The following is a 23,011-nucleotide window of genomic DNA, read 5'->3' on the forward strand; positions in this document are numbered from 1 at the left end:
CTGCCAGAATAATTGTGGGCCACGTCACAAAGCCGGGCGCGGGCGGAATGATGCGGCCATGATTTAAAAATACATCTTGTGCGACTCGCGTCTTTACCTGCGCGCTCCCATCGCGGGAATCGCGCGCATTTCACGCGCATTCCGGCTGGACGGCGGCCCGGTCGCCGCCGGGCCGGCTCCGGGGCCGCTGCTGCAAGTGGGTCCTGACATGCGGTTTCCGGACCGGATGTGGCCGCCGCGGGCGCTGCCCGCCGGGCCGCGCCTTGCCGGTCTGGGAAGACCCGTGGCGGCCGGACTGCCCACGGGTGCAGTTCATCCGGGCTCATTTCTGTAGCAGGATGACGGCCGTCCCGCCGGATTTTCCGTGCTTCCGGTAACGGTGCCGGACGGCCTTTTCCGTGGCCGCCCGGCAAGGGCATGGTGCTGATTATGGAGGGAGGGCGCATGGCCGCGTCCGTCATTGAGCGATTCCGCGAGCTGGTCGTCGACGAGTCCGATCCCTTCTACTTCGACCACCCGCTCGACCATGTGCCGGGAATGCTGCTGTTCAGCGGCATGCTGGACCTCGCCGTCCGCGCCGACGCGGCGCGGTCGCGCGGACGGCGGGCCGGCCGGGTGGTGGCCGGCCTCGACTTCACCCGGTTCTGCGAACTCGACCGCGGCACCACGCTGTCGTGCCGCCCGGTCCCGGGCCGCAACCGCGCGTGGACGGTCGCCGCCCGGCAGGCCGCGCGGGAGGTGTGCGCGGGCTCCATCGCGTTCGCCGAGGGCGCCGCCCCGGCGAACGGTGACGACTCCGCGGGCGCGCCGCCGGACGCCGCGCGCCGCCCCGCCGTGATCCCGCCGTCCCGGCAGGCGCCCGCGCTGCTCGTGCACCGGCACCGTCCCGAGAACATCCTGGTCGGGGAGCCGGTGCGGCACGGGCGCGGCACGGTGGAGGCGGCGGTGCTCCGGCGGCCGGGGGAGGAGCCGGACGGCTGGCGGCCGGTGCAGATCGTCGAGGCGGGCCGGCAGTTCGCCACGATGCTGGAGCACAGCCATCACGGCAGGCCGATGGACGCGCGGCTGCTATGGGTGTCGTTGCGCATGGACGTGCCGTTCCGGCTCGACCGGTCCGTCCCGCTGATGCTGCGCTGGCCGGTCGCCCGGGTGGCCGGACCCCGGTCGCGCTGCGCGGTCACGCTCGCGGACGCCTCGACGGGCGCCGGCCTCGGGTCGCTGACCTACGAGGCGTACGCCGTCGACCCGGAGCGCTACGAGCGGACCCGGTCGTCATGAACGATCCGCTTACCGAGAGGGCCCTGTTGCTCGCGCCCCGCCTCCTCTTCGCCGCCGGCGCCGCCGTGCTGGTCGCCGCGATGGCCGTCCGCGTCGGGCGCGGCGAGGCGCAGGCGGCGGCGATGGCGACGCTGTACCTGGCATGGCTGCTGCTGGAGGCGCCGGTGACGTTCCGCCGCGCCACCGCTGCCCCGGCTGATGCGCGGACGCTCCTTCCGTACGCGCTGGCCCGCCTCCTGCTGATCGCGTCCGCCTGCTTCGGGCCGTCCCCGTGGCCGGGCGCGTCCCCGTGGTCGGCGATCCCCGCGATGGTGTTCGTCAGCGGGGTCGCGTTGCGACAGACCGCGATCCGCGCGCTCGGCCGGTTCTACTCGCACCATGTGATGCGGCAGAACGGCCACCGCGTCGTCACCGGCGGCGTCTACCGGACGGTCCGTCACCCGGCGTACGCGGGGATGCTGCTCGCCAACCTCGGTTTCACCTGCTTCTTCCTCAACCCGCTCAGCGCGGCTGCCTTCGCTCTCCTGGCGGCGGCGGTCGTCTGGAGGATCCGCGTGGAAGAACGGGCGCTCTGGGACGTTCCGGGCTATCCGCGGTACGCCGCCGGGCGGGCGCGCGTGCTGCCGAAGGTGTGGTGAGCGGCGTGCCGGCCGAATCGACGGGCGCGGGGCCGATGGGCGCGGGGCCGATGGGAGCGGGGGAGGTCGGGCACAAGTTCGCCCGGTTGGAGACGCTGCGCGACGCGGGTTTCGCGGTGCCGGAGTTCTTCTGCGTGCCCGTGTCGGAGTTCGACCGGGCGCTGGACGGCCTGAGCGGCGGCCTGCCGCCGCGTTCGGCGGTCCCGGTGGCGCAGTGGTGCGCGTTCGCCGCGCAGGCGCTCGCCGCGGCCGTCCCGGACGGTGATCTCGCCGCCCGGCTGCTCGCCGGTTTCGACGGACTGGTCGGCGAGGGCGGGATGGTCGCCGTGCGCGCCTGCGTCGTCCCCGGCCCGGACGGGGCGGGCGAGGACGCGGACGGCGATCCGTTCGCCGGGCTGAGCGACAGCTTCCTGTACGTCCGCCGCGGCGGGCTGCTGGAGGCGGTGGCGCGCTGCTGGGCGTCGGCGTTCAAGGCCGAGGCCGTCCGCTACCGGGAGTTCCGGGGCATCGATCCGGCGGGCGCGCGGGTCGCGGTCGGCGTCCAGCGGATGGTCGCCGGAACGCGGTCGTTCGTCGCGTTCACCCGCGACCCGCGGGACGGGGCGCGCCGGCACGTCATCGCCGCCGCGCACGGCATCGGCGAGGGCGTCGTCCAGGAGCGGGCCGACGTCGACCACTTCTTCGTCGACCCCGCCACCGGACGCGTCGACGCCGAGGTCGTGACCAAGCAGCGGATGGTCGGCCCGCCGGGGGAGGGCGAGGACGGCCCGCGGGTCGTCCCCGTCCCGGAAAACCTCCGCGCCGGCCCGGTCCTCACCAACGACCAGGTCAGGCGCGTCACCGGCCTGGCCGCGCGCGTCGAGCGGCTGTTCGGATGCCCTCAGGACGTCGAGGGCGCCATCACACCGGACGGCGCCGTCCATCTCGTCCAGGCCCGCCCGATGGCCGCCACCGCCGACCACGCGGGAGGACCGCGCGTCCACTGGGGCAACCACAACATCACCGAGAGCTTCCCGGGGGTGTCCGGCGCGCTGACCTACTCGCAGGCGCGGATCTTCTACCAGCTCGCGTTCACCGACCTGTACCGGCGCATGGGCGTGTCCGCGCGGCGGTTGCGCGCCAACGGCCACCGGCTCGCCCGGATGGTCGGGAACCTGGACGGCCGCGTCTACTACCGGCTGGACGACTGGCAGGAACTGCACGGCCAGCTGCCCGTGTTCGACCTGGTCCGGGCCGGTTGGGAGGAAGGGATGGGGATCACCGGCGAGGTGCGCGCGGACCGCCGGTGGCCGCGCGCCCGCGTCGCCGCCGCCCTGCCCGCGCTCGCCTGGCGGGCGGCGGGGCACCGCCGCGCCACCGTCCGCTTCCTGCGCTGGTGGGACGCGCTGATGGCGGACGTCCGCGGTCCCGCGGCCCGGCCGCTCGACGCGTACTCGCCGGACGAGCTGATCACCCTGTACCGGTGGGTCTGGGGCGAGGTGTCCGTGCGGTGGGGCGTCACGCTCGCCAACGGCGTCTACGGGCTGCTGCTCCTGCGGGCCGGCACCGCGCTGCTGCGCCGCTGGACGGGCGCCGGGCCCGAGCTGCTCGCCGGGCTGCTGTGCGGCGGCCCGGAGAACCGGTCGCTGGCCGCCGCCCGCGCCGCGATCGCGCTGGCCGAGCGGGCCGCCGAGGTGCCCGCGCTGAAGGCCGCCCTGCTGGCCGACGACCTGGGCGGACGCACCGACGAGGAGCATCTGCGGGCCGTCTGGGACGACGTCGCCGCGGGCCGGCACGGCTCCTTCCTCGCCGCGTCCGCGCGCGCCTACCTGCGCCGCTTCGGCGACCGGGCGGTGCACGACCTCAAGCTCGACGAGCCGACCCCGCGGCAGCGGCCCTGGACGACCGCCGCGATCCTGCGGCCGCTCGTCCGGCAGGGCGCGACGGTCGCCGCGAACCGGGTGGGCGAGGCGCGGGCCGCCGCCGACGCCCGCCGCCGGCTGCGCGAATCGTGCCCCGGCCCGGCCAGACGGGCCGTCCTGCGCGTACTGCTTCGCATGATGCGCTGGTCCGTGCGGGCGCGGGAGGACGCCCGGTTCTGCCGCACCCAGCTGTTCGGGCTGTCCCGCGAGGTGATGTGGCGGCTCGGCGGCGAGCTCGCCGCCGCCGGGTTGCTCGACGACCCGCTCGACGTCGCCGACCTCACCGTGGAGGAGGTCGTCGGCGCGTTCGACGGCACGCTGCCCGGCGGCGACCTGCGCGGGCTCGCCGCGCTGCGGCGCGCCGAACGCGTCCGCAACCAGGCCGCGCCACCGCCGCCCCCGCTGCTGTCGGCGCCCGCCGCGCGTCCGGCCGCCGCCGCGCTGCCGTACGCGCGCCCGCTCGGCCCTGACGGCGAGGCGGTCGAGGACGGCACGCTGCGCGGGCTCGGCTCCGGCGGCGGGACCGTCCGGGGCCGCGCCAAGGTCGTGCTGGACCCGCGCGTCCCGCCCGGCGACTGCGCGGGCCGCATCCTCGTCGCCCGCGAGACCGACCCGGGCTGGCTCGCCCTGATGATCGCCGCGTCCGGGCTGGTCGTCGAGCGCGGCACCCTGCTCTCGCACACCGCCGTCACGGGACGGCTGCTCGGCGTGCCGACCGCGGTCGCGGTCGGCGGCGCCGTCGCCCGCATTCCCGACGGCGCCTGGATCGAGCTGGACGGGCGGTCCGGCACGGTCCGGATCCTCGGCGCCCCCGCGGGCGCCGCGGGCTGATCCCCGGCACCGCCTGACAACCCCGCGAAGAATGAGGAGTCGGCACGTGGAAGAAGGAGCGTTCGGCAGGTCCGCGCAGGACCGGGTGGCCGCCGAGGTCGAGGCGGAGATCGGCCGGCTGTGCGAACGGCTCGCCGAGGGCCGGGCGATGGGGCTGGACGAGGGCCGCGAGATGGTCGGCGGCGCGATGGCGGAGTTCCTGCTGGACTTCTTCCAGGTCGTCCGGGCCAAGGGCTCCGGGCCCGGCCTGCGGGGCATGGTCGCGCTGCCGATGCTGGTGCACGGCGCGGAGACCGGCGACCCCGAGCCCGCACGCCCGCTCGCCGTCGTCCATCTGCTGTGGTGGGCGGCGGCCCGCTACCTGGACGACCTGACCGACGCGCCCGGCGCCCCCTCGCCCGGCAACGCCGCGGTCGCCAAGCGGGTGCTGACCGCGCTCGCGGTGGGCGGGCACCTGCCGGTCCGGCTCGTCGCGGACCTCCCGGTGAACGACGCCGTCCGCAGCGGGCTCGCCGGCGAGGTGTCGCGGGCCTGGCTGGACGCGGTGGACGGCCAGCTGCGCGACCTCACCGACCGCCCCTCGGCCGCCACGCCGGCGTCGGTGCTGCGCGCCTACGCGGGCAAGACGGGCGCGCCGTACGCGATGGCGGCGGCGTCCGCCGCGCGGCTGGCCGGAGCCGGCGACGGCCGGGCGGGCGGCTGGCGAGCGTTCGGCCGCCGGCTCGGCGTGCTCCGCCAGCTCGTCAACGACCAGCGCGACCTGGCCTCGGGGCGGCACGAGGACCTCGCCAACGGCACCGCCACCTACCTGCTGGCGCACCTGCTGGCCGCGCTGCCCGCCGGGCGGCGCCGGGAGGCCCTCGCGCTGCACGCCGGCGCCCGCCACTCGGCGTGCGCGCGCGCCGAGCTGACCGCCTGGATGCTCGACGACGACGTCCTGGACGGCTACGCCGCGTCCGTCGCGCCGCTCGTCGGGCACGCGCACGACCTGCTCGGGCTGCTCGGCGGCGACCCCGCGTGCGTCCGGGAGTTGCACGACCTGGTCGACGAGACCGCCGGGCACCTGCCCGGACTGCGGCTGGCCGTGGCCTGAGAGGAGGACACCGCATGACTTCGGCCGGCGGACTGCCGGACTTCCTCGCGGCGCAGGGCCCGCGGGTCGCCGCGGCGATCGGCGAGGCGCTCGCCGGCCACCCGGCGCACCAGCCGATCCGGCGCACCGCCGGGCCGCTGTTCGGCGGCCGGGAGGAGACGGCCGCGCGGCTGCTCGCGCGGGTCGCGGCGGGCGGGCCGCTGCCCGCCGACGACCTCGCCCGGTTCCGCGACCTCGGGGTGATGGCGGCCCGGCAGGGCATCCCGCTGCCGGTGCTGTCGGAGGTGTGGGACGTCGCGCTGGCGGCGGCGGCGCGGTCCTGCTGGGCGGCCGCGCCCGCCGGGTGCTTCACCGAGCTGGCGGAGGCGACCTGGCGCGCCGCGCGCCTCGCGGGACGGGCCCGCGAGGCGTGCATCCAGGGGTACGCGGACGCGCCGCGCGAGGGCGTCCGGTCCCGCCCGCTGCGCCGGCTGCTCGCCGAGACCCTGATCGACGGTGCGCCCGCCGGGGTCATCGCGGAGGCCGCGGGGGTCGCGCTCGCGCCCTGCTACCTGGTGCTGCTGTGCGCGGCGCCCGGCTCCGGGGCGGCCACCGCCGCGCAGTGGGCGCGGGCCCGCGAGCACCTGGAGGCGGTCGAGGACGTGCTCTACTCCGGCGACCTCGCCGAGCTCGTCGTGCTGTTCCCGGCCGGGGACCCGGTGCGCGCCGAGGTGCTGGCCGCCGAGTTCGTGGCCGTCCTCGCCGCCTGGACGCAGGGGCCGGTGCACGCGGCCGAGTCCCTGCGGGCCGACCTCGGCGGCATCCCCGACGCGCTGGAGGAGGCGTCCAGGGTGCTGACGGTCGTCAAGGCGATCCCGGACGCCGAGGACCGGCCCTACCGCGCCGACGAGCTGCTCGTGGAGCTGGCGATCCTCGGCCAGCCCGGGATCCGGGAGCGGCTCGCCGCCGTGCTGTCCCCGCTGGACGCCGGCACCGACCTGCGGCGGACCCTGGAGGTGCTGCTCGCCTGCAACCTCGACCGCGAGCGCGCCGCCCGGGAGCTGTGGATCCACCGCCGGACGCTGCACTACCGCCTCGACCGCATCCGCGACCTGTCCGGCATCGACCCGAGCTCCGCGCGCGGCATCCAGCTGTTCCGCGCCGCGCTCACCTCGGCGCGGCTCGCCGGCCTCGAACGCGACGGCCGCCGCGCGGAGGAGGCGTCGCTGCCGCCGCCGCTGAGCGCCTGACCCCCCTTACCTTCCCCCCACGGAGGCCGGCCTTGGACTTCCCCCTGCCGCACCGTCCCGGCGTCCCGCTGGACGGTCGCCACCTGCGCCGGCTGCGCGAGCGGCCGCTGACGCCCGTCGAGCTGCCGGGCGGCCACCGCGCGCTGCTGGTCACCCGGCACGCCGACGTCCGCGCCGTCCTGGCCGGGGACCGGTTCGGCCGCGAGGCCTGGACCGGCGGCACCCTCTTCGCCCGCGACGCCGCGTCCCTGGCCCTGGCCGCCTCCGACGCGCCGGCGCACACGCGCCGGCGCCGCGCCGTCCAGGGCCGGTTCACCGCCCGCCGCGCCGAGGCGGACCGCCCGCGCGCCGAGGCCGCCGCCGAACGGCTGCTGGACGATCTGGAGGCCGCCGGCCCGCCCGCCGACCTCATCGCCCGGTTCGCGACGCCCCTCCCGTACGCCCTCGTCTGCGACATGCTGGGCGTTCCCTCCGGGGACCTCGGCATGCTGCTGCCCTGGGTGAGCGCGCTGATGTCGGCGGGACACTTCCCCGAGACCGAGGTCAAGGCCGCCCGCGCCGGCATGTTCGGCTACTTCTCGGCCCAGATCGCGGCCCGCCGCTCAGCGATCGCCGCCGGGGACCCCGGCGGCGACCTGCTCACCGGGCTGCTGACCGCGCCCGGCGCCGGACGGCTCGGCGACGACGAGATCACCGTCTTCGGGCTCGGGCTGTTCATGGCGGGCGGCGAGACCACCTCCAACTTCCTGGCCGCCTGCGTGCTGGAGCTGATCGCGCGTCCGGAACTCGCCGCCTCGCTGCGCGCCGACCCGTCCCGCATCCCGGCGGCCGTCGAGGAGTTCCTGCGCTGGGTCTGGTTCGGCGGCACCGGCGGGCGGCCCCACGTCGTCCTCGCCGGCACCGGCCTCGCCGGGGCGGAACTGCGGCGCGGCGACGTCGTCGTCCCGCTCACCGACGCCGCCAACCGCGACCCGGACGCGTTCCCGGACGCCGACGCGTTCCGGCCCGGCCGCTCGCCCAACCCGCACCTCGGCTTCGGCCACGGCCGCCACATGTGCCTCGGCGCGCCGCACGCCCGGATGGAGTTGCGGGTCGCGATCGCCGCGCTTCTCCGGCGCCTCGACGGCCTCGCCCTCGCGATCGACCCGGCGCGGCTCCGCTGGCGCGACCGCATGTTCGTGCGGGGCGTCTGGGAACTGCCCGTGACGTGGCGGCCGAGGCCCCGCCGGTGAGCGGCTGGTTTCGGCGCGTCAGGCGGTTCGTGTCCGGACGACATCCGCCGGTCCCGTCGCTGCTGTTCGCCGCCGCGTGGGCCTACGGGGTCACGGGCCTGTTCGCCGCCCTCGATCCGCTTACCGCGCGGTGGCGGCCCGACGGGGGGACGGCGGTCGCCGCCGTCACGGTCTTCCTGGACCTTCTGCTGATGCGGGCGCTGGACGACGTCCGCGACGTCGAGCACGACAGGCGGTTCCATCCGGAACGCCCGCTGCCCGCCGGGGCCGTCCGGGTCCGTGACCTTGTCGTCCTCTACGCCGCCGGGTCCGCGGTCGTCGTCGCGCTCAACGCGGCATGGCCGTGGCGGGCCGCGCTCCTGGCCGGCCAGCTGGCGTACGGTGCGGTGGTGCTCGCCGCGCACCGGCGGTGGCGGTGGCCGCCCGGGGACCGGCTGGTCGTGAACCTGCTGGTCAGCCTGCCCGCCCCCGTCCTGCTGCACGCCTACCTGTACGCCGGGTACCTGGACGCGGCCGGGCACGGCGCAGGCCGCCCGGGAGCCCTCGCCGTCGTCGTGGCCGTCCTCGCGGCCGGATACGCCGAACTGGCGAAGAAGATCACGCGTGCGCCGCGCCCAGGGGAGCGGGCTCGTACCGAGCCGCTCGGGTTCGACGCGAGCGTCGCCGTCGCCTTCGCCGCGCCCGCACTGTCGGCCGGTCTCCTCGTCGCGCGGTCACAGGCTCCGCCCGCATGGACGCCCGCCGCGCTCCTGTCCATGGTGGTACCGGTGGTCGCCGGAGGCCGGTTCCTGCTCGGCAGGGCGCGCCGGCCGTGCGCCGCGCCCGCGCTCCACCTGCTCCTGACGTTCGCCGGATACGCCGCGCTGGGCCTGGCGAGGTGACCGGCGGCCCGTAGCGCCGGACCGTCAGGCGAGCCCCATCTCGCGCTTGGCGGCCTCGAACTGCACCGCCATCGCCTCCGACAGCGCCCTGGCGCCCGACATCGGGCGCACCATGACGCAGAACTCGTCGATGAGCCCGTCGTCGTCGTGGTGCAGGAAGTCGCAGCCGTGGACCTCCCGGTCGCCGACCCGCGCCTTGAACACCAGCGCGTGGTCGCGCCCGTCGTTGATCTCCCGGACGTAGCGGAAGTCGGTGAACACCCGGGTGACGGCACGCAGGATCGCCGTGACCACCGGACGGCCGTCGTACGGCGCGTACGCCACCGGACTGAGGAACCGCACGTCCTCGGCCAGCAGGTCCGGGAGGGCGCCGAGGTCGCCCTGCTCGATGGCCGCGCGGAATGGGTGCATCGGGGCTCCTCCGTGCTCGGTGTCGTCGGCGCGCGCCGGGCGGCGTCCCGGCGAGCCTAATGCGATCATGCCTCGGAGCCGCGCGCCGGGGGCACGCTCACCTGACCGGCTTGACTCCTTTTTCTCATCCCTCCGCCTCTTTCGGTAAATTTCGGTCTTCGCGGAGAGTGATGCTGGTCTCATTCTCCGTCGCGGCTCCCGGCCGCGGGAATGAAACCGGCCCGCGCTCCCTTGATCTCGTGGTGCGCGCGCCGCCCAGAGCGCGGCGCCCCACCCCGCCGCACGGTCCGATCCACCTCCCGGAGGCGTAACAGCGTGTCCCAGCCCGCCACCGCCCAGCACCCGCGCACGGCCGCTCCCTCCGCCGCCGCGGCCGCCGGCCACGAACCCGACCTCGGCCTGCCCGCCGAACGCGGATCGGGAGTGCTGATCGCCGTCCTGGCGTTCGCCGGCATCGTCGTCGCGGTGATGCAGACCCTGCTGATCCCGGTCATCGGGCAGCTGCCGCAGCTGCTGCACACCTCGCTGTCGAACTCGACCTGGGCGATGACCGCCACGCTGCTGTCCGGCGCCGTCGCCACCCCGATCATGGGCCGGCTCGGCGACCTGTACGGCAAGAAGCGGATGATGCTCGTCAGCGTCGGCACCGTCGTCGTCGGCTCGCTGGTGGCCGCGGTCAGCTCCGAGCTGCTGCTGGTCGTCGCGGGCCGCGCGATCCAGGGCTTCGCGATGGGCGCGATCCCGCTCGGCATCGGCCTGATGCGCGACTCGCTGCCCAGGGAGCGGCTCGGCTCGGCGCTGGCGCTGATGAGCTCCTCGATCGGCGTCGGCGGCGCGCTCGGCCTCCCGGTGGCCGCCTACATCGCCCAGCACTTCAGCTGGCACATGCTCTTCTACGGCTCCGCCGCGCTCGGCGTCATCTCGTTCCTGCTGGTGCTGTTCGCCGTCCCCGAGTCGAAGGTGCGGGCGCAGGGCCGCTACGACTTCCCCGGCACGATCGGGCTGACGGCCGGGCTGCTCGCCGTGCTGCTGCCGATCACCAAGGGCGGCGACTGGGGCTGGACGAACCCGCGCACGCTGGGGATCGGCGCCGCCGGCGTCGTGATCCTGCTGCTGTGGGGCGTGGTGGAGCTGCGGCTGCGCGACCCGCTGGTCGACCTGCGCACCACCGCGCGCCGCCAGGTGCTGCTGACCAACCTCGCCGCGATCACCGTCGGCGTCTCGTTCTACGCCATGTCGCTGGTCCTGCCGCAGCTGCTGGAGCTGCCGACGGCGACCGGCTACGGGCTCGGGCAGTCGCTGCTGGTCGCCGGCCTCACGGTGGCCCCGATGGGCGTCGCGATGATGCTGGTCTCGCCGCTTTCGGCGCGCGTCTCCGCCGCGTACGGCGCCAAGACCTCGCTCATCCTCGGCATGATCGTGATCGGCGGCGGCTACGCCGCGGCGCAGGGCCTGATGGGCGCGGTGTGGCAGGTCGCGCTGATCTCCACGATCGTCGGCGCGGGCATCGGGCTGGCCTACTCGGCGCTGCCCACGCTGATCCTCGGCGCCGTCGACCCGTCGGAGAGCGGCGCCGCCAACGGCGTCAACACGCTGATGCGCTCCATCGGCACCTCGGTCTCCAGCGCGCTCCTCGGCACCGTCCTGGCTCGCAACACCCTCCACTTCGGCGGCGCCGAGGTCCCGGACATGACCGGCTTCCGGATCTCCTTCCTGATCGCCACCGGCGCCATCGCCATCGGCGTCGTGCTCGCGCTGTTCCTGCCGTCCGGCCGCCGCGTGGCACGCCCGGCGCATGCCGCCGCGACCGCGCCGACCGCGCCCGCGGCGGCCGCCGTGGCCGCGACCCCGTCCGGGCCCGCGCCGTCGCCGGTCGCGGCCGGGCCGTCCACCGCGGTCGAGGGGCCCGCGGTGCGCGGCCGGGTGCTGCGCCCGGACGGGACGCCGCTGCCCGGCGCCACCGTCACGCTGATCGACGCGACCGGCCGCCAGCTCGGCGTGGTCGCCAGCGCGGACGACGGCGGGTACGCGATCGCGGCCCCCGCGGCCGGCGGCTACGTGCTGGTCGGGTCGGCGCACGGCCACCAGCCGGAGGCCGCCACCGTCACGGTGCTCGACGGCCCGGCCGACGCCGAGCTGGTGCTGAGCGGCATCGGCGGCCTGTCGGGGACGGTCCGCGACGAGGCCGGCGGGCCCGTCGCCGGCGCCGTCGCGGTCGCCACCGACGCCCGCGGCGAGGTCGTCGGCTCGGCGGTCGCCGGCGAGGACGGCGTGTTCGCGCTCGCCGACCTCGCGCCCGGCGGCTACACGCTGACGGTCAGCGCGGCGGGGCGCCGTCCCGCCGCCCGCCTGGTGCAGGTCGCCGGCGGCGCGCCGACCCCGGTGGAGATCGCGCTGCCGGACGCGCCCGCGCTGCGCGGCACCGTCCGGGGCCGCGGCGGCGAGGCGCTCGGCGACGCGCACGTGTCGCTGGTCGACCAGGCCGGCAACGTCGTCGCCACCACCCGCACCGGACCCGACGGCGGCTACGCGTTCGACGGCCTCGCCCCCGAGGACTACACGGTCATCGCGTCGGGCTACCCGCCGGTCGCGGTGCCGCTCGACCTGTCCGGCGCCGGACGCGACGACTTCGACGTCGTGCTGTCCCACCGCCGGGGCGAGTAGCCGAACAGGGGGACGGGCTGTTGCGGCCCGGCGCGGTCACGTGCCGGGCTGCAACAGCACCTTGACGGCGCCGTCCTGCTTCTTCTGGAACATCTCGTAGGCCTGCGGCCCCTTCTCCAGCGGCACCCGGTGCGTGGTGAAGTCCATGACGCCGAGCGGGTCGGCGTCGTCGGTGACGAGCGGCATGATGTCGTCGATCCAGCGCTTGACGTGCGCCTGCCCCATCCGCAGCGTGATGCCCTTGTCGAACATCTGCAGCATGGGCAGCGGGTCGGTCATGCCGCCGTAGACGCCGCTGAGCGAGATCGTCCCGCCGCGGCGGACGACCTCGATCGCCGTCAGGAACGCCGACAGCCGGTCCACCCCCATCCGCTGCATCAGCGGCGCCGCGCTGTTGCCGGGGAGCAGGCCGGTCAGCGTCTGGGCCAGCTTCGCGCCCGGCGAGCCGTGCGCCTCCATCCCGACCGCGTCGATCACCGAGTCGGTGCCGCGGCCGCCGGTGATCTGCCGGACCGCGTTCGGCACGTCGTCGGCGTCGCCGGCGTCGATCACCTCGATGCCGTGCCGGCGGGCCATCTCCAGCCGCTCGGGGACGAGGTCGACGCCGATCACCCGGTGGCCGAGATGGCGGGCGATCCGCGCCGACATCTGCCCGATCGGGCCGAGGCCGAGCACCGTCACCGACCCGCCCGCGGGGATCTCCGCCCACTGGACGGCCTGCCAGGACGTCGGCAGCACGTCGGAGAGGTAGACGAACCGCTCGTCCGGCGGCCCCTCCGGCACCTTGATCGGCCCGAAGTGCGCCTGCGGGACCCGCAGGTACTCCGCCTGCCCGCCGGGCACCTGCCCGTACAGCCGGGTGTAGCCGAACAGCGCGGCGCCCATGTCGCTCTCGCGGACCTGGGTCGTCTCGCACTGCGCGTACAGCTTCATCCCGCACATGTGGCAGCGGCCGCAGGAGATGTTGAACGGGATGACCACGCGGTCGCCCGGCTTGACGTGCTTGACCTCGGGGCCGGTCTCCTCCACGATCCCGATCGGCTCGTGGCCGAGCACGTCGCCCTCGCTCATGAACGGCCCGAGCACCTCGTACAGGTGCAGGTCGGAGCCGCAGATCCCGGACGAGGTGACCCGGACGACCGCGTCGTCCGGCTCCTTGATCTTCGGGTCGGGCACGTTCTCGACGCGGACGTCGCGCTTGCCGTGCCAGGTGAGAGCCTTCATCGTCTTCCTCCTAGAGCGGGTCTAGGGCGGGACTACCCGGGGGACCGGGGAGAAACGTCGGCGGGCGGCGGGCCCGACTGGACGGGCGAATCGGGGGTAACCCACGTCCATGGCAACCCTCCCGGAAACCCCGGCGGACCTCCCCTCGACCTCCGCCGCGGACGCGGCCCGCCTGCGCCTGGGCGTCCTCGACATCGGCTCCAACTCGGCCCACCTGCGGATCGCGGACCTCAGCCCGGGGGAGGCGCCCGCACCGGTGCGGTCGGTCAAGAGCGCCGTGCGGCTGGCCGAGTCGACCGACCGGCACGGCGTGATCGGACGGCCCGCGGTCGGGCGGCTCATCGGCGCGGTCCGCGAGGCGTCGGCCGCCGCGTCCGCCGCCGGGGTGGGCGAGCTGGTGCCGCTCGCCACGTCCGCGCTGCGCGACGCCGCCAACCGCGACGACGTCGCGGCCGAGGTGCGCGCCGCCACCGGCGTCACGCTCGGGTTCCTGTCCGGCGAGCAGGAGGCGCGGCTGACGTTCCTGGCGGTGCGGCGCTGGTACGGCTGGTCGGCGGGCCCGGTCCTGCTCGCCGACATCGGCGGCGGGTCGATGGAGCTGGCGTACGGGGCGGGGGAGGAGCCCGAGCTGGCGCTGTCGCTGCCGCTCGGCGCGGGCCGGCTCACCCGGCACCACCTGCCCGGCCGCCCGCCGGTCCGCAAGCGCACCCGCAAGGCGCTGCGCGCGCACGTCCGGTCCGTGCTGGGCGAGGCGGCGACCGAGATCGTCGAACGGCCGGCCCCGGTCCGGGCGGTCGCGACGTCCAAGACGTTCACCCAGCTGGCCCGGCTGTGCGGCGCGCCCAAGGGCAAGGCCGGGCCCTACGCGCCGCGCGGGCTCGACCGCGACGACCTGCACGGCTGGATCCCGAAGCTGGCGAAGCTGCCGGACGCGGAGCGCGCGCGGCTGCGCGGGGTGAAGGCGTCGCGGGCGCACCAGATCCTGGCCGGCGCGATCGTCGCGGAGGCCGTCATGGACGTCCTCGGGCTCGACCGGCTCGACGTGTGCCCGTGGGCGCTGCGCGAGGGCATCTTCCTGCACCGGCTCGACGCGCTGTCCGCCGGGCGCCCGGCGGGGCCGCCGTTCGAGGGCGCCGGCGGGGCGGCGGGCGCGCCGTGCCCGGTCCCGGTCCGGCCGTCGCCTCCGGAGGCGGGCGAGCGGGCGGCGGCGGTCCGGCTGCACGCCGTCGGCACGGCCTGACCCCGCCGGAGGCGGCGTCCGGGACGACCGTCCCATGAACTTGCGGCACGTGTATCCGTGGTTTGTGTGTATTGACATTCGCCGAACGAGCCATACACGCTTGTTCCGTTAATTTGCGGTACATAGATCGGCGATACAGTGCCCGGGCGGGCGCCGTCGGGAGAGGGCGTGGGCGATGGATGCTCCCGGCGACACCATCGAACGGGATCCCGGCCTCGAGGCGGATGTGCGGTCCGTCCTCGCCGGCGCGCTGCGGGAGGCCGTCCCCGCGATCGTCGCGGAGGCCGTGGAAGAGGTGTGCCGGGAGGTCGCCGAGTACGCCGACCCCGGCTGCCGGGACGCCCTGGAGCTCGCCGCCGGATGCGCGATCGCCGCGTTCGCCGACCTGGTCGCCCGGCCCGGACCGCCGCCGGAGGAGCTGCTGGCCCTCTACCGCCGGGCCGGCGCCGCCGAGGTGCAGGAGGGGCGTGCCGCGAGCGCCCTGCAGAACGCCGCGAACGTCGCGACCCGCGTCGCCGTCCGGCACGTCTCCCGGGTCGCCGACGCGCTCGACGCCGAGGTGCCGCCCGGCCTGTACGGGCAGGTCGTCTCCGCGCTGTTCCCGTTCCTGAACCGGTTGATGGTCGCCGTCGCGCAGGGCCGCGCCGAGGCGTCCCGCGACCCGGCCGGGCTGCTGCTGCGCCGCCGCCGGCAGCTGCTGGAGGCGCTGCTCGCCCGCCCCGCCGCCGACGACCGGCGGATCGCGGACCTGGCGCGGGACGCGCGGTGGCCGCTGCCGCAGCGCGCCGCCGCCGTCGCGCTGCCCCCCGGCGAGGTACCGGCGCGCCCGCGCACCCTCCCGCCGCAGATCCTGGACGGCCGGCACCTCGCCGAGCCGTGCCTGATCGTCCCTGACCCGCGGGACCCGGCGCACCGCCGGACGCTGGAGCCGGTCCTGGCCGACCGCGCCGCCGCCGTCGGCCCGTCCGTCGCACCGGCCGCGCTCGGCCGGTCGCTGGCCTGGGCGCGGCAGGCGCTCGGCCTGGCCCTGGACGGGGTGCTGGACAGGTCGCTGGACGGCGGACCGGGCGGCGCGCGGCCGGGCGAGCCGCCCGCCGGTGGGCCGGTCATCGCCGCCGACCACGCGTCGACCCTGCTCGTACTGCGCCACCGCGACCTCGTCGAGGATTCCGCGCGGCGCCGGCTGAGCCCGCTGCTGAAAGTCCGGCCGAATCGCCGCACGCAGTATGCGCGGACCCTCCAGGCGATGCTGGAATGCGGATTCAACGCCTCCGCCGCGGCGGTCCGGCTGCACGTCCATCCGCAGACCGTCCGGCTCCGGATGCGCAAACTCGACGAATGGTTCGGCGACGAGATCCATGACCCGTCCTTGCACGTCGAGCTGCTGATGGGGCTGCGCCTGTGGCAGGCGACCACCCGCCCCGGCGGCGAGCCTGACTGGTTCCAGAACGGCCCGGCGAAGGCCGCGCATCAACCTTCCCAAAGGTGAGTGCCGCACCTCGCGTTTTCGTCTCCGGTGCAGTTATCCGGCGGCGGCGGCCCTGGAATCGTCGGACGCGTGAAAGCGCCGCATCGACCGGAGGGAATCGCCATGAGCAGCACCGTGCCCGACCTGGGGGACGCCGACCAGCTGAAGGCGTTGCTGGAGAACGTCGCCTCGCCGGAGCAGCTCCGCGAGCTGCTGGACGCGCCCGGCGTGGACGACGGGACGATCGACGGGTTCGTCGCGGCCGCCGGCGCCGAGGACGTCCTGGACAGGGTGTTCGGCCTGATGGGCGAGCACTTCGTCGCCGAGCGCGCCGGGAACGACGGCGGCGTGATCCGCTGGGACGTCACCGCGCCGGGCGGCACGCTGTCCTACGGGCTGGTGGTCCGCGACGGCGCCGCCATCGGCGAGCGCGGCGCGCCGGCGGGCCCGAAGGTGACGCTCACGCTGTCGGTGCCGACGCTGCTGCGGCTGTGCGCCGGCCGGCTGAACGGCGTCCAGGGGTTCATGACCGGGAAGATCAAGCTGTCCGGCGACATGATGTTCGGCGCGAAGCTGCCCGGCTGGTTCGACTACTGACCGGCGGCCGGCGGCTGCGGTTCGGCGGCGTCCACCGCGTCGGCCGGCGGGGGAGTGAGCCCCAGGCTCTCGATCTGCCGGGCGAACTCCGCCTGGATCTCGGCGTGCAGCGAGCGGGCCAGCAGCCCCTGCACCGCCTGCATCCCGATCGGCCGCAGCCGCTGGATCAGCTCGGCGATCTCGCGGACGTCCCGGTCGCCGAGCCGCGCGTCCAGCCCGGCGTGCTCCACCGTCAGCCGGACGAACTGGCGGGCGATGGCGTCCACGTCGCCGCGCAGCCGGCCGGCGATCTCGAAGACCGCCTCCAGCTCGATGCCCGCATCGACGAGCCCCGCGCCGACCTCGAACAGCCGGGGGCTCGGCACCTCGTACCCGTCCCCGGTCCAGCGGATGAACTCCAGCTCCTCCGCCTGCCCCAGCTGCGGGAAGTCGGCGGGCGCCCTGCCCTCCAGCTCGCTCTCCGGGATGTCCGGGTAGAACCGGCGCACGACCTGCGGGAGCGTCATCCGGGCCGGCTCCTCGTCCGACCACGGGTCGTGCACGGCCCGCTCCAGGCCGAGCAGCTCGGCCAGGTTGTGGCCGCGCTCCCACGCCGACAGCATCTCGCCGATGCTCGCCAGCGTGTAGCCGCGGTCCTTGAGCCGGGCGATGAGGTGGATGCGCGCGAGGTGGCTGTCGTCGTAGAAGCCGACCCTGCCCTTCATCCGGGGCGGCGGGAGCAGGCCGCGCTCCTGGAAGCCGCGCACGTGCCGGACCGTGGTGCCGGCCGCGCGCGCCAGGTCGTCGATTCGGAAGTCAGCCATGCCCGTCTCTCCGGCTCGGCGGTCGATCCGCTCATCGTACTCACGACCGTTGGCACGGTCATCCGCGGCCCGTCGGGTCATGGACCGCGGATTCACGGCACATCGCCGGAAGGTGAGACGTCGGCCGGGACATCGCGCGGCCCGGGACGCGTCAGGCCAGCGCGACCACGGCCTCGGCGGTGTACGTCAGGAAGGTGAACGTCTCCTGCAGGTACAGGTGGACGCTCGTGGCGTCGTGGGACTCGTAGCCCACCGACAGGTCCTGGCCGATGCGCAGCTCGAAGTCGCCGCCCCGCGTCGACAGCAGGAACGCGCCGGAGATCGCGGGCGCCCAGACGATGTCGCCGCTGACCAGCCGCGCCAGGTGCTCGTGGATCGGGTAGCCGTGGTCGGAGGTCTCGTTCACGGCCGTGTAGGCGTCCGCGCTGAGCGCCAGCGAGTACGGGCCGTCCACCCCGGCCAGCCGCAGCGCCGTCACCGCCTGCGCGACCGCGTTCGGGTACTCGCGCGGCTCGGCCGGCAGCGCGATCGCCGGGTTGGCCGACGCGGCGCGCAGCCCGTCGATGCCGGCCGCGGCGTACCCCTCGAAGACCGCCCGGTCCTCGGCGCGGGCGATCAGCCGCGCGGCGTCCTTGGCCGGCTGCCAGTCCGGGTCCTTGGCGCCGCGCTCGACGTCGTCGACGTCCCGCCGGTCGACGGTGAACGGCACCCGCAGCTCCACCAGCGGACGGGCCCGCCGCACGTGCGCCCGCACGCCGTCGGCGGGCGCGTCGATCGGGTCGAGGTGCCCGGTGGCGACGGCCGCGAGCGTCACGCCGCCGGCCTCCGGGACGTCCACCAGCCGCCGTCCCGCCAGGTTGCGGGTGACGGTCCGGCGGATCTCCGCCTCCAGGTCGTCCCACGCGGCGGCGGAGATCGGGGCCAGTTCGCGGTGCAGGTTGTTCAAGATGCGCTCCTCTTCAGGTCGCCGATGCCCAGGGATCCGTCGTCGCTGGGAAGCGGGGGCGGGTCGTCCAGAAAGCCGGCCGCCGGGACGTGGAACAGCGTCCCGGTCACGGCGGTCGAGACGTCCAGCAGCCGGTCGTGCACGCCGGGCGGGCTGCCGATGAACATGTTCCGCAGCATCTCCTCGGTGACCTCCGGGGTGGCGGAGTAGCCGATGAAGTACGTGCCGAACTCGCCGTCCCGCAGGTTGCCGAACGGCATGTTGTCGCGCAGGATCTCGCGCTCCTCGCCGTCCGGGCCGGTGATCGACGTGAGCGCGACGTGCGCGCCCGGCGCCTTCAGCTCGTCGGGGATCTCGATGTCGGACAGCTTGCGGCGGCCGACCGCGTCCTCCTGCCGCTCGACCGTGAGCGCGTTCCAGGCCCGCATGTCGTGCAGGTACTTCTGGACGATCACGTAGCTGCCGCCGGCGAACTCGGGATCCTCGTCGCCGATGACGACGGCGGCGCGGGCGTCCTCGCCCGTCGGGTTCTCGGTGCCGTCGACGAAGCCGAGCAGGTCGCGCTGCTCGAAGTAGCGGAACCCGTGCACCTCGTCCACCACGGTCACCGCGCCCGCCAGCCGCTCCATGATCTGGGCGGCCAGCTCGAAGCACAGGTCCATCCGGTGCGCGCGGATGTGGAACAGCAGGTCGCCGGGCGTCGCGGGCGCGGTGTGCACATCGCCGGCGAGTTCGGTGAACGGGTGCAGTTCGGCGGGGCGCGGGCCGGAGAACAGCCGGTCCCAGGCCTGCGAGCCGATGCCGGTGACGCAGGTCAGCCCGCCGCCCGGCACCCGGAAGCCGACCGCGCGGACCAGCCCGGCGAGGTCGGGCAGCAGTTCGGCGACCACGGGCTCGCCGCCGGGGTCGACGGTCACCACCAGGAAGATCGCCGAGCCGGTCAGCGGCCCGAGCACCTCCTGGGACGCGCCGGCGCGCGGGGCGCTCACCGGCGGGCCCGCGCGGGCCGGGAAGGGCGTGTCATGGCCGACTCCTGAACAGATCGCGGTGTGCGGCTCACCATTATCCGGGGGCCCGCGGCCGCACCCGACACCGGTGTCCGTAATGCCCATGTTTGGCCGGTGAGCTGCGGGAAGGGCGAACAGGACCAGGTCCCGCCAGGGGAGGGAGCAGAGCCATGAGGGCAGTGGTCTGGCACGACGTCGGCAAGATCAGCCTGGACGAGGTGCCCGACCCGGCCGTCCGCGGCCCCGAGGACGCGGTCGTCCGGATCACCGCCAGCGCGATCTGCGGGACGGACCTGCACTTCGTCAGGGGCACGATGCCCGGGATGGAACCGGGCACGGTCCTCGGGCACGAGGCCGTCGGCATCGTCGAGGAGACCGGGCCGGACGTCCGCAACTTCGTGCCCGGCGACCGCGTCGTCATCCCGTCCACGATCGGCTGCGGCCGGTGCTCCTACTGCCGCGCCGGCTACTACGCCCAGTGCGACGTCGCCAACCCCAACGGCCCGTCCGCCGGCACGTCGTTCTACGGCGGCCCGCGGTCGACCGGACCGTTCGACGGCCTGCAGGCCGAGTACGCGCGCGTCCCGTACGCCCACACCAACCTCGTCGCCATCCCGCCCGGCGTCACCGACGAGCAGGCGCTGATGGTCAGCGACATCCTGCCGACCGCCTGGTTCGGCGCCCGGCTCGCCGAGGTCGGCACCGGCGACACCGTCGCGGTGCTCGGCGCCGGCCCGGTCGGGCAGCTCGCGGTGCTGTCGGCGCGGATCCAGGGCGCCGGACGGGTGTTCGTCGTGGACGGGCACGCCGACCGGCTGGAGACGGCGCGGCTGCAGAACGCCGAGACCATCGACTTCAACGCCGAGGACCCGGTCGAGGCCGTCCGGGACTTCACCGGCGGCATCGGCGCGGACCGGGTGATCGACGCGGTCGGGGTGGACGCCGAGAGCCCGGCGAGCGGCCCCGCCGCCGAGGCGATCACCAGGGAGGACCGGCGGGAGTTCGAGCGCGAGCAGGCGCAGGCGGCGCCGCGCACCGGCCAGGACGGCGCGCAGTGGCGTCCCGGCGACGCGCCGGGCGAGGCGCTGCGCTGGGCCGTGGACATGGTCGCCAAGGCCGGCACCATCGGGATCGTCGGGGTCTACCCGCCGCACTACACCAGCTTCCCGCTGGGCCTGGCGATGAACCGGAACCTGACCGTCAAGGCGGGCAACTGCAACCACCGCCGGTACGTGCCGGGACTGCTCAGCCGCATCGCCAAGGGCGGCGCGGACCCGACCACCATCCTCACCCAGCAGGCGCGCCTGCCGGGGGTCATCGAGGCCTACGAGGCGTTCGACCGGCGCGAGCCGGGCTGGACGAAGGTGGCGCTGGAGGTCTCCGGCTGACGGCCGGCCGCGACAGGGGGGAGCATCATGAAGATCGCCGACACGAGGCAGATCGAGGAACTGCTGGGGGACCTGGCCTTCCCGGCCAGCAAGGAGCGGATCGTCGAGCACGCGCACGCGCGGCGGCCGCTGACCGAGGCCGAGCGGGCGCTGTCGTCGCTGCCGCTCGGCACCTACGGCAGCGCAGCCGAGGTGCTGCGCTCGCTGCCGATCGACCCCGACCCGGGGCGCACCCCGGCGGAGCAGGCCTACCGGCAGCGCCACCACAACAAGCCCGGCCTCGCCGAGCACATGCGCGACACCGAGCGCCCGCCCGTCCAGGACGAGCTCCGCGGCGACGAGGGCGAGCGCTGGCAGCCCTGACCGACCTGCGCGTTTGAAGGGTTTTTCTCCGGTCATTACCCCCGGTTGGTAATGGACGAGGAGGGGAGCCCGGATGACGGCTGTGCAGGGCACGCCGGACACCAGCGCCGCGGACGCACTGGCGCGCCACCGCAAGGGAACGAGGATCGGCGACATTCTCGCCACCACCGACCACAAGATGGTCGGCTACCTCTATCTCGGCACCTCGTTCGCGATGTTCCTGATCGCGGGGCTGATGGCGATGCTCATGCGGGCCGAGCTCATGGAGCCCGGCATGCAGGTGATGAACAACCTGCAGTACAACCAGCTGTTCACCATCCACGGCACGATCATGCTGCTGCTGTTCGCGACGCCGCTGTTCGCGGGCTTCGCCAACGTGATCGTGCCGCTGCAGATCGGCGCGCCCGACGTGGCCTTCCCGCGGCTGAACACGCTCAGCTATTACCTCTTCCTTTTCGGCGCGCTCATGGTGCTGGCGGGCTTCCTCATGCCGGGCGGCGCCGCCGCGTTCGGCTGGTTCTCCTACTCGCCATTGTCGTCGTCGGCGTACTCGCCCGGGCTGGGCGGCGACATGTGGGTGATGGGCCTGATCGTGTCCGGGTTCGGGACCATCTTCACCTCGGTCAACCTGATGACGACGATCATCGCGATGCGCGCTCCCGGCATGGTGATGTTCCGGCTGCCGATCTTCACCTGGAACGCGCTGCTGACCAGCGTGATGGTGCTGATCGCCTTCCCCGTGCTGACCGCCGCGCTGTTCGCGCTGGAGGCCGACCGCAAGTTCGGCGCGCACATCTACGACGGCGCGAACGGCGGGGCGCTGCTGTGGCAGCACCTGTTCTGGTTCTTCGGCCATCCCGAGGTCTACATCGTGGCGCTGCCGTTCTTCGGCATCGTCACCGAGATCATCCCGGTGTTCTCCCGCAAACCCATCTTCGCCTACCTCGGCATGGTCTGCGCCACCATCGCGATCACCGGGCTGTCCATGACGGTCTGGGCGCACCACATGTTCGCCACCGGCCAGGTCCTGCTGCCGTTCTTCTCGATGACGTCGTTCATGATCGCGGTGCCGACGGGCATCAAGTTCTTCAACTGGGTCGGCACCCTGTGGAAAGGGCAGCTCACCTTCGAGACGCCGATGCTGTGGGCGATCGGCTTCCTGGTCACGTTCCTGTTCGGCGGCCTCACCGGCGTGATCCTCGCGTCGCCGGCCATGGACTTCCACCTCACCGACTCCTACTTCGTCGTCGCCCATTTCCATTACGTGCTGTTCGGCACCGTGGTGTTCGCGATGTTCGGCGGGTTCTACTTCTGGTGGCCGAAGATGACCGGCAAGATGCTGAACGAGGCCTGGGGGAAAATCCATTTCTGGTCGCTGTTCGTCGGCTTCCACACCACCTTCCTCGTCCAGCACTGGCTCGGCGCCGAAGGCATGCCGCGCCGCATCGCCGACTACCCCGAGCAGTTCGGCCCGCTGAACTTCGTTTCGTCGATCGGCTCCTTCATCCTGGGCGCGTCGACGTTCGCGTTCCTGTGGAACATCTACCGGACGCACCGCCGCGCCCGGCCCGTCGAGACGGACGATCCCTGGGGCTACGGCGGCTCCCTGGAGTGGGCCACGTCCTGCCCACCGCCCCGGCACAACTTCACCTCGATGCCGCGCATCCGCTCCTTCCGCCCCGCCTTCGACCTGCACTATCCGCCGAAGGACGACCCGCAGAAGTCCGAGCCCGCCCTCCCGCAGCCCCCCGCCTGACGCGATCCCATCACCGGCGGAGCCCGGCGCCCCGTGAGGGAGGCGCCGGGCTCCGCCGTCG

General features: G+C 74.7%; 19 protein-coding genes. 14 read left to right on the forward strand and 5 right to left on the reverse strand.

The window, feature by feature from the left end; translation table 11 throughout:
* The first annotated feature begins 444 nt into the window (after window positions 1-444).
* The 7 genes from ACA514_RS12125 to ACA514_RS12155 are packed head-to-tail and all read left to right on the forward strand — an operon-like array spanning window position 445 to window position 9,083.
* Window positions 445-1,278, forward strand: a complete 834-nt coding sequence (locus tag ACA514_RS12125) for an AfsA-related hotdog domain-containing protein (RefSeq protein ID WP_375041172.1) — start codon at window positions 445-447, stop codon at window positions 1,276-1,278.
* Window positions 1,275-1,916 carry a methyltransferase family protein gene (locus ACA514_RS12130; protein ID WP_375041173.1) on the forward strand — a complete coding sequence of 214 codons (642 nt, stop codon included), beginning with the start codon at window positions 1,275-1,277 and terminating at the stop codon, window positions 1,914-1,916. The genes ACA514_RS12125 and ACA514_RS12130 overlap by 4 nt, the downstream gene beginning before the upstream one ends.
* Entirely contained in the window at window positions 1,913-4,648 is a 2,736-nt protein-coding gene (locus ACA514_RS12135) for a PEP/pyruvate-binding domain-containing protein (protein ID WP_375041174.1), read from the forward strand. The genes ACA514_RS12130 and ACA514_RS12135 overlap by 4 nt, the downstream gene beginning before the upstream one ends.
* A gap of 46 nt (window positions 4,649-4,694) precedes the next feature.
* Window positions 4,695-5,741: a polyprenyl synthetase family protein gene (locus ACA514_RS12140; protein ID WP_375041175.1), complete on the forward strand. Its 1,047-nt coding sequence runs from the start codon at window positions 4,695-4,697 to the stop codon at window positions 5,739-5,741.
* A 14-nt stretch (window positions 5,742-5,755) separates the two neighbouring features.
* Entirely contained in the window at window positions 5,756-6,970 is a 1,215-nt protein-coding gene (locus ACA514_RS12145; protein ID WP_375041176.1) for a PucR family transcriptional regulator, read from the forward strand.
* Window positions 6,971-7,002: 32 nt separating this feature from the next.
* Window positions 7,003-8,202 carry a cytochrome P450 gene (locus tag ACA514_RS12150; RefSeq protein ID WP_375041177.1) on the forward strand — a complete coding sequence of 400 codons (1,200 nt, stop codon included), beginning with the start codon at window positions 7,003-7,005 and terminating at the stop codon, window positions 8,200-8,202.
* Between the two features lie 29 nt (window positions 8,203-8,231).
* Window positions 8,232-9,083: a hypothetical protein gene (locus tag ACA514_RS12155; RefSeq protein ID WP_375041178.1), complete on the forward strand. Its 852-nt coding sequence runs from the start codon at window positions 8,232-8,234 to the stop codon at window positions 9,081-9,083.
* Between the two features lie 24 nt (window positions 9,084-9,107).
* On the opposite strand, the gene ACA514_RS12160 is transcribed toward ACA514_RS12155, so the two are convergent.
* Window positions 9,108-9,494 carry a nuclear transport factor 2 family protein gene (locus tag ACA514_RS12160; protein WP_375041179.1) on the reverse strand — a complete coding sequence of 129 codons (387 nt, stop codon included), beginning with the start codon at window positions 9,492-9,494 and terminating at the stop codon, window positions 9,108-9,110.
* A 315-nt stretch (window positions 9,495-9,809) separates the two neighbouring features.
* Here ACA514_RS12160 and ACA514_RS12165 point away from each other — a divergent pair, with 315 nt between their 5' ends.
* Window positions 9,810-12,158: an MFS transporter gene (locus tag ACA514_RS12165; protein WP_375041180.1), complete on the forward strand. Its 2,349-nt coding sequence runs from the start codon at window positions 9,810-9,812 to the stop codon at window positions 12,156-12,158.
* A 36-nt stretch (window positions 12,159-12,194) separates the two neighbouring features.
* Here ACA514_RS12165 and ACA514_RS12170 read toward each other — a convergent pair whose 3' ends face one another.
* Entirely contained in the window at window positions 12,195-13,382 is a 1,188-nt protein-coding gene (locus ACA514_RS12170; protein ID WP_375041181.1) for a zinc-dependent alcohol dehydrogenase, read from the reverse strand.
* A 109-nt stretch (window positions 13,383-13,491) separates the two neighbouring features.
* Between ACA514_RS12170 and ACA514_RS12175 the strand changes: the two genes are divergently transcribed.
* The 3 genes from ACA514_RS12175 (at window position 13,492) to ACA514_RS12185 (ending at window position 16,687) form a co-directional block, all read left to right on the forward strand.
* Window positions 13,492-14,622, forward strand: a complete 1,131-nt coding sequence (locus ACA514_RS12175; RefSeq protein WP_375041182.1) for a Ppx/GppA phosphatase family protein — start codon at window positions 13,492-13,494, stop codon at window positions 14,620-14,622.
* 175 nt (window positions 14,623-14,797) lie between these two features.
* Entirely contained in the window at window positions 14,798-16,111 is a 1,314-nt protein-coding gene (locus ACA514_RS12180; protein ID WP_375041183.1) for a helix-turn-helix domain-containing protein, read from the forward strand.
* Between the two features lie 102 nt (window positions 16,112-16,213).
* Window positions 16,214-16,687 carry an SCP2 sterol-binding domain-containing protein gene (locus ACA514_RS12185; protein ID WP_375041184.1) on the forward strand — a complete coding sequence of 158 codons (474 nt, stop codon included), beginning with the start codon at window positions 16,214-16,216 and terminating at the stop codon, window positions 16,685-16,687.
* Here ACA514_RS12185 and ACA514_RS12190 read toward each other — a convergent pair.
* From ACA514_RS12190 to ACA514_RS12200, 3 genes are all read right to left on the reverse strand, one after another.
* Window positions 16,681-17,490 (reverse strand): MerR family transcriptional regulator, encoded by an 810-nt coding sequence (locus ACA514_RS12190; protein WP_375041185.1) that lies wholly within the window; start codon window positions 17,488-17,490, stop codon window positions 16,681-16,683. The genes ACA514_RS12185 and ACA514_RS12190 overlap by 7 nt on opposite strands.
* 151 nt (window positions 17,491-17,641) lie before the next feature.
* Entirely contained in the window at window positions 17,642-18,436 is a 795-nt protein-coding gene (locus ACA514_RS12195; RefSeq protein ID WP_375041186.1) for a family 1 encapsulin nanocompartment shell protein, read from the reverse strand.
* Window positions 18,433-19,425, reverse strand: a complete 993-nt coding sequence (locus ACA514_RS12200; protein WP_375041187.1) for a Dyp-type peroxidase — start codon at window positions 19,423-19,425, stop codon at window positions 18,433-18,435. Before ACA514_RS12200 ends, ACA514_RS12195 begins: the two co-directional genes overlap by 4 nt.
* A 188-nt stretch (window positions 19,426-19,613) precedes the next feature.
* Here ACA514_RS12200 and ACA514_RS12205 point away from each other — a divergent pair, with 188 nt between their 5' ends.
* The 3 genes from ACA514_RS12205 to ctaD all read left to right on the forward strand — a co-directional run bounded on the left by ACA514_RS12205 (window position 19,614) and on the right by ctaD (window position 22,950).
* On the forward strand, window positions 19,614-20,831 hold the full coding sequence (locus ACA514_RS12205; protein ID WP_285919373.1) for a zinc-dependent alcohol dehydrogenase: 1,218 nt from the start codon (window positions 19,614-19,616) through the stop codon (window positions 20,829-20,831).
* A gap of 27 nt (window positions 20,832-20,858) precedes the next feature.
* A complete protein-coding gene (locus tag ACA514_RS12210; protein ID WP_375041188.1) occupies window positions 20,859-21,194 on the forward strand; it encodes a DUF2795 domain-containing protein in 336 nt (111 codons plus the stop codon).
* 73 nt (window positions 21,195-21,267) lie between these two features.
* Window positions 21,268-22,950, forward strand: coding sequence for a cytochrome c oxidase subunit I (ctaD, locus tag ACA514_RS12215; RefSeq protein WP_375041189.1), 1,683 nt, complete (start codon window positions 21,268-21,270; stop codon window positions 22,948-22,950).
* Window positions 22,951-23,011 lie beyond the last annotated feature (61 nt).

Origin of the sequence: Actinomadura sp. NTSP31, assembly GCF_041951385.1 — a bacterium.
GTDB lineage: Bacteria > Actinomycetota > Actinomycetes > Streptosporangiales > Streptosporangiaceae > Spirillospora > Spirillospora napierensis.

What these genes read in the sequence shown, in the direction of transcription:
- ACA514_RS12130 (WP_375041173.1), top strand. Translation starts at nt 1,275, where the DNA reads ATGAACGATCCGCTTACCGAGAGGGCCCTGTTGCTCGCGCCCCGCCTC.
- ACA514_RS12125 (WP_375041172.1), top strand. Translation starts at nt 445, where the DNA reads ATGGCCGCGTCCGTCATTGAGCGATTCCGCGAGCTGGTCGTCGACGAG.
- ACA514_RS12160 (WP_375041179.1), bottom strand. Translation starts at nt 9,494, where the DNA reads ATGCACCCATTCCGCGCGGCCATCGAGCAGGGCGACCTCGGCGCCCTC.
- ACA514_RS12170 (WP_375041181.1), bottom strand. Translation starts at nt 13,382, where the DNA reads ATGAAGGCTCTCACCTGGCACGGCAAGCGCGACGTCCGCGTCGAGAAC.
- ACA514_RS12185 (WP_375041184.1), top strand. Translation starts at nt 16,214, where the DNA reads ATGAGCAGCACCGTGCCCGACCTGGGGGACGCCGACCAGCTGAAGGCG.
- ACA514_RS12180 (WP_375041183.1), top strand. Translation starts at nt 14,798, where the DNA reads ATGGATGCTCCCGGCGACACCATCGAACGGGATCCCGGCCTCGAGGCG.
- ACA514_RS12145 (WP_375041176.1), top strand. Translation starts at nt 5,756, where the DNA reads ATGACTTCGGCCGGCGGACTGCCGGACTTCCTCGCGGCGCAGGGCCCG.
- ACA514_RS12175 (WP_375041182.1), top strand. Translation starts at nt 13,492, where the DNA reads ATGGCAACCCTCCCGGAAACCCCGGCGGACCTCCCCTCGACCTCCGCC.
- ACA514_RS12210 (WP_375041188.1), top strand. Translation starts at nt 20,859, where the DNA reads ATGAAGATCGCCGACACGAGGCAGATCGAGGAACTGCTGGGGGACCTG.
- ctaD (WP_375041189.1), top strand. Translation starts at nt 21,268, where the DNA reads ATGACGGCTGTGCAGGGCACGCCGGACACCAGCGCCGCGGACGCACTG.
- ACA514_RS12190 (WP_375041185.1), bottom strand. Translation starts at nt 17,490, where the DNA reads ATGGCTGACTTCCGAATCGACGACCTGGCGCGCGCGGCCGGCACCACG.
- ACA514_RS12205 (WP_285919373.1), top strand. Translation starts at nt 19,614, where the DNA reads ATGAGGGCAGTGGTCTGGCACGACGTCGGCAAGATCAGCCTGGACGAG.